The 8838-nt window shown below is 58.7% G+C and carries 6 protein-coding genes; 4 read left to right on the top strand and 2 right to left on the bottom strand.

Translation table 11 applies throughout. The annotated features are described in order from the left end of the window. The first annotated feature begins 292 nt into the window (after positions 1 to 292). The 3 genes from ACR0FG_RS15265 (at position 293) to ACR0FG_RS15255 (ending at position 3949) form a co-directional block, all read left to right on the top strand. Positions 293 to 1447 (top strand): phosphoserine transaminase, encoded by a 1155-nt coding sequence (locus tag ACR0FG_RS15265; protein WP_480893867.1) that lies wholly within the window; start codon positions 293 to 295, stop codon positions 1445 to 1447. Between the two features lie 57 nt (positions 1448 to 1504). Continuing rightward, positions 1505 to 3100, top strand: coding sequence for a phosphoglycerate dehydrogenase (serA, locus tag ACR0FG_RS15260; protein ID WP_480893865.1), 1596 nt, complete (start codon positions 1505 to 1507; stop codon positions 3098 to 3100). A 120-nt stretch (positions 3101 to 3220) separates the two neighbouring features. After that, entirely contained in the window at positions 3221 to 3949 is a 729-nt protein-coding gene (locus ACR0FG_RS15255; RefSeq protein WP_480893863.1) for a metallophosphoesterase family protein, read from the top strand. Here the strand turns inward: ACR0FG_RS15255 and ACR0FG_RS15250 are convergent. Then, a complete protein-coding gene (locus tag ACR0FG_RS15250; RefSeq protein WP_480893862.1) occupies positions 3946 to 5469 on the bottom strand; it encodes a malonate--CoA ligase in 1524 nt (507 codons plus the stop codon). The genes ACR0FG_RS15255 and ACR0FG_RS15250 overlap by 4 nt on opposite strands. 156 nt (positions 5470 to 5625) lie before the next feature. Between ACR0FG_RS15250 and serB the strand changes: the two genes are divergently transcribed. Further along, positions 5626 to 6501 (top strand): phosphoserine phosphatase SerB, encoded by an 876-nt coding sequence (gene serB / locus ACR0FG_RS15245; RefSeq protein WP_480893860.1) that lies wholly within the window; start codon positions 5626 to 5628, stop codon positions 6499 to 6501. A gap of 5 nt (positions 6502 to 6506) precedes the next feature. Here the strand turns inward: serB and ACR0FG_RS15240 are convergent, their stop codons facing one another. Further along, complete coding sequence (locus tag ACR0FG_RS15240) at positions 6507 to 8825, bottom strand: caspase family protein (RefSeq protein WP_480893859.1); 2319 nt, start codon at positions 8823 to 8825, stop codon at positions 6507 to 6509. Positions 8826 to 8838: the final 13 nt, after the last annotated feature.

Here is an 8838-nt window from a genome sequence, read left to right as displayed (position 1 = left end):
ACTGGTCCCCCGTCAACCGCGTCGACAACGCATACGGAGACCGAAACCTCATCTGCACATGCCCACCCATGTCAGAATACGAAGACGCCGCCGAATAAGACATAGGACCCCGCTGAGAAATCAGCGGGGTTTTCGCTTATCGGAAACCCGCGTTCTGATTTGTTCCGGTTCCAGATGTCGTTTTTGTCAGGCGAAGCGTCTTTTTCTCTTGCTGCGCTTGCGAAGGCCGCTTACCCCTGTCCGTGGGACACCCCTCCCCAACGAGGGGCGTGTATCTGGAAGGGTAATACAGATGACTACCGAACAACCGGCGACGCGGCCGGCTAATCCGCGTTTTTCCTCGGGCCCCTGTGCCAAACCCCCCACATTTGAGCTGAGCAAGCTGGCCGATGCCGCATTGGGTCGGTCGCACCGGGCCGCGGTTGGCAAGGACAAGCTGAAGGCAGCCATCGAAGGCACGCGTGAGATTCTGGGCATTCCGGCAGACTACAAGATCGGCATCGTTCCAGCGTCGGATACCGGTGCGGTTGAGATGGCTCTGTGGTCGCTGCTGGGCGAACGCAAGGTCGAGATGCTGGCGTGGGAGAGCTTTGGTGCGGGCTGGGTGACCGATGTGGTCAAACAGTTGAAGATCGACGCCGAGGTGAAGACCGCCGATTACGGGCAGCTGGTCGATCTGGCCTCGGTCGATTTTGCCAACGACGTGGTGTTTACGTGGAACGGCACGACCTCGGGTGTGCGGGTTCCCAATGGCGACTGGATTGCGGATGACCGTCAGGGCCTGACGATCTGCGACGCAACCTCTGCGGCCTTTGCGATGGATTTGCCGTGGGACAAGCTGGATGTGACCACGTTTAGTTGGCAGAAAGTGCTGGGTGGAGAGGCAGCCCACGGGATGCTGATCCTCAGCCCGCGCGCCGTTGAACGGCTGGAAAGCTACACGCCCGCATGGCCGCTGCCGAAGATTTTCCGCCTGACCAAAGGGGGCAAATTGATCGAAGGTATCTTTACCGGGGCCACGATCAACACGCCATCCATGTTGGCGGTTGAGGACTATCTGTTCGCGCTGGATTGGGCGCGCTCGGTCGGAGGTTTGCAGGGTCTGATTGCCCGCGCGGACGCGAATGCCGGTGCGGTACACGCATTCTGTGACCAGAATGACTGGATTGCCAATCTGGCTGAGGATGCGGCGACGCAGTCGAACACTTCGGTCTGTCTGAAGTTTGCCGATCCGCGTATTCAGGATGGTGCGACATTTGCCAAAGCCGTTGCAAAACGGTTGGAGGCCGAGAATATCGCGCTGGACATCGGGGCCTATCGTGACGCGCCTGCGGGCCTGCGCATCTGGTGCGGCGGAACGGTTGAAACCTCGGACATCGAGGCGATGCTGCCGTGGTTGACCTGGGCCTTTGAGGCCGAAATCGCGGCGCAATCTGAGGCTGCCTGACCTATTCACCGGGCCGCGCAAGGCCCGGACCTTCCCTACAATTCAAGGACCAGAGAAATGGCCCCCAAAGTACTCGTATCTGACAAGCTCAGCGAAACCGCCGTGCAGATCTTCCGCGATCGCGGCATTGATGTGGATTTTATGCCCGATCTGGGCAAGGACAAAGACAAGCTGGCCGAGGTGATCGGTCAGTATGACGGTCTTGCCATCCGCTCGGCCACCAAGGTCACGCCCACTCTGTTGGAAAAGGCGGACAATCTGAAAGTGATCGGCCGCGCCGGGATCGGTACCGATAACGTCGACAAAGAGGCCGCCAGCAAAAAAGGTGTGATCGTGATGAACACGCCTTATGGCAACATGATCACCACCGCCGAACACGCAATTGCGATGATGTTCGCTGTAGCGCGGCAAATCCCCGAGGCCAGCGCCTCGACCCATGCGGGCAAGTGGGAAAAGTCCAAGTTCATGGGGATCGAGCTGACCAACAAGACCCTTGGCGTCATCGGCGCGGGCAATATCGGCGGTATCGTCTGTGAACGCGCGCTGGGTCTGAAGATGAAAGTTGTAGCCTATGACCCGTATCTGAGCGATGAGAAAGCCGCCAAGATGGGTGTTGAAAAGGTCGAACTGGACGACCTGCTGGCCCGTGCCGATTTCATTACCCTTCATGTGCCGCTGACCGACCAGACCCGCAATATCCTGAGCCGCGAGAACCTCGAAAAGACCAAGCCCGGGGTGCGCATCATAAACTGTGCCCGTGGCGGTCTGGTGGACGAGGACGCACTGGCCGAGATGCTGCAATCGGGCCATGTGGCAGGTGCTGCCTTTGACGTGTTCAGCGAAGAACCGGCCAAGGAAAACGCCCTTTTCAATCTGCCCAACGTGGTCTGTACGCCTCACTTAGGTGCGGCCACGACCGAGGCGCAGGAGAATGTGGCCCTGCAGGTGGCCGAGCAAATCTCGAACTACCTGCTGACGGGCGCTGTGGAAAATGCGCTGAACATGCCCAGCGTGACGGCAGAAGAGGCAAAGGTTATGGGCCCGTGGATCAAGCTGGCTAGTCATCTGGGCAGTTTCATCGGCCAGATGACCGACGAGCCGATCAAGGCGATCAACATCCTGTACGACGGTGTTGCGGCCAATATGAACCTGGCGGCGCTGAACTGTTCGGTCGTGGCGGGGATCATGAAAATGGTAAACCCCGAGGTGAACATGGTCTCGGCCCCGGTTGTTGCGAAAGAGCGGGGCATTCAGATTTCGACCACCAATCAGGACAAAACCGGTGTTTTCGATGGTTACATCAAGGTCACGGTTGTCACCAGCAAGCGCGAGCGGTCGATTGCGGGAACCGTTTTCACCGATGGCAAGCCGCGTTTCATCCAGATCAAAGGTATCAATATCGATGCCGAGGTCGGGGCCCATATGCTCTATACCACCAACGAGGACGTGCCGGGCATCATCGGAGCGTTGGGTCAGACAATGGGCGAAAACAAGGTCAACATCGCGAACTTTACCCTCGGCCGATCCGAGGCCGGAGGTGAGGCCATCGCGCTGCTTTATGTGGACGAACCCGTTCCGGCCGAAGCGCGCGCGAAACTGGCGGAAACCGGTCTGTTCACCCAGATTAAGCCGCTTGAGTTTGATGTGGCCTGACAAGGGCGAAGGCCATCACAAGTCAGGATGCCCGCGCCGGGTTTGGCACGGGCATCCTCTTTTCAAGCTTATGTTTTTCCGGCAGAACGGCATCAATCACACGGGCCGCGGAGAGCAGAGATGACCAATCCAGTTTATGCCATCGGCGATCTGCACGGGCGCGTTGATGAGTTCGAACGCGCACTTTCGCTGATCGAACAAGACGGCGGCCCCGAGGCCGAGATCGTCTTTCTTGGTGATTATGTGGACAGGGGGCCGGACAGCCAGGGCGTATTGGATCGGCTGATTGCCGGGCGCGACGCAGGTAAGCGATGGATCACTCTGTTGGGCAATCACGACCGGATGTTTGCCTGGTTCATGAAGGATCATCCGTTGAATGATATGCGTTTGCCGATCGAATTGCATTGGCTGCACGAGCGGCTCGGAGGCATGGAAACATTGGCCTCATACGGTATCGATGTCAGCCCCAGGCATCGCCTGTATCAGGTGCATACAGATGCTCGTGCGGTCATCCCGCGCGAACATTTGGAATTTCTTAGATCCCTTCCTGTGTTGCATCAAACCAAAGCGCTGCTTTTCGTCCACGCGGGCTTGAGGCCCGGTATCCCGCTTGAGCAACAGACTGAAGATGATTGCCTCTGGATACGGGAAGAATTTCTCGACGACGCTCGTTCTCACCCATGGCTGGTGGTGCACGGGCACACTCCTGTGAAGCGTGTCGCACATTTCGGGAACCATGTTAATCTAGACAGTGGTGCAGGCTATGGTCGCTCGGTGGGTGTAGCAGTGTTCGAAGGCCGAGCTTGCTGGGAATTGACTGACAAGGGGCGGGTGCCGCTACAGCCTTAAGGCTCAGCCTTTGTAAACAGATCCTTGTAGCTGTCGCGCAGGACGTTCTTTTGTACCTTTCCCATGGTGTTGCGCGGAAGTTCGTCCAAAAGGATCAGTTCGCGGGGATGTTTGAACCGTGCAAGCTGATCCCGGATCGAGGACAGAATGGCGTCGAGATCCGGGGTTTGGCCCGGTTCCGGCACCAGAATGCCCAAGGGGGTCTCTCCGAAATCGGGGTGCGGTACACCGATCACAGCGCTTTCCAGCACGCCGGGTTGATCGTCCAGTACCAGCTCGATCTCTTTTGGATAGATGTTGAACCCGCCCGAGATGATCAGATCTTTGCCGCGCCCTACGATATGAACATAACCATCCGCATCCACACGCCCCAGATCGCCGGTGATAAAGAACCCGTCCTCGCGCAGTTCGGCGGCAGTTTTCTCGGGCATCTGCCAATAGCCCTGAAACACGTTTGGGCCACGCACCTCGATCATGCCGATCTCGCCCTGCGGAAGGTCCTCGCCGGTTTCGGGGTCAGTCAATTTCAGTTCGACATCAGGCAGAGGCAGGCCAACCGTGCCTGCGCGGCGCTCACCCTCATAGGGGTTCGATGTGTTCATGTTGGTTTCGGTCATGCCATAGCGCTCCAGAATGCGATGGCCGGTGCGGGCTTCGAATTGTTCATGGGTCTCGGCCAGCAACGGGGCCGAGCCCGAGATGAACAGCCGCATGTCCCGTGTCAGGTCACGGGTGAACCGATCATCGCCCAGCAAGCGGGTGTAGAACGTTGGAACACCCATCAGCGACGTGGCCCGGGGCATCAGGCGCAACATCTCGTCCAGATCGAACTTTGGCAGAAAGATCATCGATCCTCCGGCGGCGAGCATGACATTGGTGGCCACAAACAAACCATGAGTGTGAAAGATAGGCAGCGCGTGCAACAGGACGTCGTCAGAGGTAAAGCGCCATGCCTGCGCCAGCGTTTCGGCATTGGACAGCAGGTTGGCCTGCGTCAGCATCGCGCCTTTCGACCGACCCGTTGTGCCGGACGTATACAGAAAGGCGGCCAGATCATCCTCGGACCGGCCAACCGGCGCAAAGGCGGGCAGCATTCCCAAAGCCAGCCGCATCAGGCTGCCCGAGCCATCGGCGTTCAGGGTTTCCAACCGCGCATTCTGTGCCTGCGCAACGGGGGTCAGACCCGCCGCATCCACCGCGTCACAAACGATCAGGGAGGCACCGCTGTTTTCGATGAAATAGCTCAGTTCGGCTGTGGTGTAGGCAGTGTTCAGCGGCAGAAAGATCAGCCCGGTCTGCGCACATGCTGCGCAAAGCGCCAGCGCTTCGGGCGATTTCTCGACCTGAACCGCGACGCGGTCGCCGGGTTCCAGTTCCATCCCGGTCAGCGCGTTGGCGATACGGGCGGCCATATCCAAAAAATCCGCATGGGTCAGGGTTTGCCCGTCCGGCAGATGCAGAAACGGTGTTTGCTTGCCCAGATGCTGTCCGAACAAGCGATCATAAAGCGGGTTTGCCATTTCCGTTTCCCTTCAAACTCGCACGACCGGGGTGCCCGGGGAATCTGTATCGGAAATCGCGGGTGGTAAAGCCCCAGAACTGACAAATCCACTGGCAGGTACTGGTGAAAATGCGGCCCCTGCGATATGCGCAGGACAGCTTGTCGGAGATCGAAGATGTATGTTGCCACCTTGCTGACCAACCCAAAAGCACCATCGCTGGAACCGGCGTTGCCCGACTCGCTGCGCAATGCATGGGGCGGAGGCGATGTAACCTGGTTGAGCCCGGATGAAGCGGCTGAGTTTTCCTTGCCGGACAAACCCGACAACCTGTGGCAGGTCTGGGGTGATTTGCAGGGGATGGGTGTGGATCTGATCGTTCAACCCGCTGAAGGTCGTCGCAAAAAAATGCTGCTGGCCGATATGGACAGCACCATGATCCAGCAGGAATGCATCGACGAACTGGCGGATGAGGCCGGGGTCGGCGATCGGGTCAAGGACATTACCGCACGCGCGATGAATGGTGAGCTGGGCTTTGACGGCGCGCTGACAGAACGGGTCGGTTTGTTGAAGGGGCTGGATGAAAGCGTCATCGACAAGGTATTGGCCGAACGGATCACGCTGATGCCCGGGGGCAAAGAATTGCTATCGACCATGCGTAAGAATGACGCCTATGCCGCGTTGGTCTCTGGTGGGTTTACATCGTTCACCGCACGCGTTGCGGACCTACTTGGCTTTCACGAGAATCGCGCCAACACGTTGCTGGCTGAAAACGGCAAGTTGACCGGCGAAGTCGGGCGACCGATCCTTGGGCGACAAGCCAAGATCGAAGCGCTGGAGCAGATTTCAACCCGTTTGGGCATTTCCGAGGCGGAGGTGATCGCAGTCGGAGACGGAGCTAATGATCTGGGAATGCTGGGTCGCGCCGGAACCGGTGTTGCCCTGCACGCCAAGCCATCCGTTGCCGAGAAATGCGAGGTGCGCGTCAACCACGGTGACTTGACGGCCCTGCTGTTTCTGCAGGGATATACCCGCGCAGAATTTGTCGCATAATCCGTTCAGAATAGATCAAACCGGACCGGATTCTGCGCCCAATAGACCCGCGCCGCCCAAAGCAGTCGCGCCTTTGGGTCACTGTTCGCAGCATAAGGAACCGGCACGCCATATTCAGCGCTGATATTTTCAAGCGCGGCCAGCGTTGCAGGGCCAACCTGACCGTCAACCGCGATATTGCCGCCCAGCTCGTTCAGCGCCATCTGCAGCGCCCGGTCCAGATCGGTGCCTGAAATCCGGTCTAGCTGTGCCCGGGCCTGGCCGGCGGGTTCCTCATTGGCCAAAAGTGCTGCTTTGGCTGCGCGCAGCGCCGCGTCTGCCGGACCTTTGCCGGAAACCTGACCATCCAGAATGATATAGGCCGCGTTAGCGCCACCCCAGGCATCGCCGCGTTCCAGCGAGGTGTCGTACCATTTCAACGCTTCGGCGCGGGTTCTGCCGGGAAGCTGATCGCGCAGGATCATGCGGGCGATGCTGGCAGGCGCTGTCGGGTGCCCCCCATCGGCAGCGGCCAGGAAATACGCCTCGGCCTTGTTGAAATCGACCGGATTGCCGCCCAGCCCGTTCAGCGACACATAGGCAAGATTGTCGTAGCCATAGATGTCCTTGCGCAACTCCGATGCCCGCAAATAGCGCATCCCGCGTTCTGGGATATAATGGTTCGAATTTTCACGCAGGAAGTACAGGCCAAGTTCGTTCATCGAAAACGTGTGACCAAGCTCGACCGAACGCTCCAGCAATTCGAAGCCGCGCTTTTGCTCGGCGGCGGTTTCGCCCTCCCGCAAAAGCGTTTTGCCGAGGTTGTGCATCGCATAGGGGTCTTGCTCGGCCGTGGCCTGTTCCAGCAACTCGCGCGCCTTCGCAGCATCACGTGGAATCTTTGTGACAGCCCGGTCGATGCGATCTGTATCAAGCAGGATGGCCAGTGCGTATTTGGCCCGGATGTGCCCTGCATCCGCCGCCGCTGAGAAATTATCATAAGCATCCGTGACATTGCCCGCTGCTTGCTGGGCGCGCCCGAGTTGATACTTGAAACGAGCGGTCCCCGGATATTCGGTAACGGCTGTTGTGCAGGCGGCCAATGCCTTTGGGATGTTCAACTCATTCGGCAGGCGAAACACGCCGACGCCGTTGATATCCAGCGCATCGCCCGCCTCGACATCGCAGGCATTCATGCCAAGTTGCAGGGACACATCGACGCTTTGGGTTTTCTGGTCGGTGGTGACCACTTCGACGGTGAAGCTGTCGGAAAAACTGCCTCCGCCCAGTTCAACGGCGCGGGTGTCCGAGACCTCGGGCATATAGATGACCGAAGCGGAATCGCCTGTATTGATGCTGCCCCGGCCCGGTGTGCCGACCAAACGCACATCAACGATATCTTGGCCCAATCCTGTTTCCAGACGTTGAGTCAGCGGGATTGCCTTGTCGAATTGCAGGCTCAGGTCCAGCGATTGCGCCTCGCCCGTAACCGGGGGTAATTCCGCAGTCTGGACCTGTTGTTGTGCCAGATAGAAGGGGCGCACGAGCGTCGAGCTTTCCCACGGGATCTGTTTGCCAGAAGTCGAGGCGTGAACACGCTCGCGGATGACGGGGAAGAGCTGCTGGATGTTGTCAAATGGTGAGGATTGCACGGTTTCCAGAACCGCTGCGGTATAGGGGCTGTTCTGGCCCAGATCACCGTCGCTTGCGACCGCGCCGGGCGAGGTCGAATAGGCGACCAGCGAATTCAGCGGCGTGCTGAACACATCAAAGCCCGAGCGTGTCTCGAACAGGTTCGCGTCCAGATCGGCGGCTAGGCGCAGATCCTGAAACGGATTGTCCCGGCAGGAATCGAGGATCGCGACATGCGCCGCGCTACGCGCCGAAAGCGTGTCGATCACGCGGTCCAGCGTCATTGTCGCCAGCGGGACATCATAGATGCTTTCGAACTTTGCATCCACAGGCAGCAGATAGTTTCGCCGCCCGATCTGGATGCCATGGCCTGCGTAGTAGAACAGAACATCCGCTGCATCCGGGATGTTCAGAACAGCGGTTCGGATCAGGTCTTCGAATTCGCGCTTGCTCAGGTCGTAGCCGTCGTAAACCCGAAAGTTGAAGCCGCGCAGCATCTCGGCGATGTCTTCGGCGTCCTTGCGTGCATTGGCAAGGTCGCCGACGGCTTCGTAGTCCTGATTGCCAATCACAATTGCGATCCGATTGCCGCCTATGGGCTGCTCGGCAGTCATTGCAGAGCTCTGGGCTTGCAGGATTTCAGGGTGAGACAGGGAAACGGCAAATGTTGCCAGAAAACATGCCGTTCCAAGGCGCAGACCAAGCTGAGACATAACGCGATCCTTT

It is taken from the genome of Ruegeria sp. E1, from assembly GCF_056534225.1.
The sequence above is the reverse complement of the archived record's forward strand: the minus strand, read 5'-3'. Positions and strand labels throughout refer to the sequence as shown.

Bases quoted from the DNA above. Each gene is read 5' to 3' on its own strand.
- ACR0FG_RS15240 (WP_480893859.1), bottom strand. From the start codon at position 8,825: ATGTCTCAGCTTGGTCTGCGCCTTGGAACGGCATGTTTTCTGGCAACA.
- ACR0FG_RS15255 (WP_480893863.1), top strand. From the start codon at position 3,221: ATGACCAATCCAGTTTATGCCATCGGCGATCTGCACGGGCGCGTTGAT.
- serA (WP_480893865.1), top strand. From the start codon at position 1,505: ATGGCCCCCAAAGTACTCGTATCTGACAAGCTCAGCGAAACCGCCGTG.
- serB (WP_480893860.1), top strand. From the start codon at position 5,626: ATGTATGTTGCCACCTTGCTGACCAACCCAAAAGCACCATCGCTGGAA.
- ACR0FG_RS15265 (WP_480893867.1), top strand. From the start codon at position 293: ATGACTACCGAACAACCGGCGACGCGGCCGGCTAATCCGCGTTTTTCC.
- ACR0FG_RS15250 (WP_480893862.1), bottom strand. From the start codon at position 5,469: ATGGCAAACCCGCTTTATGATCGCTTGTTCGGACAGCATCTGGGCAAG.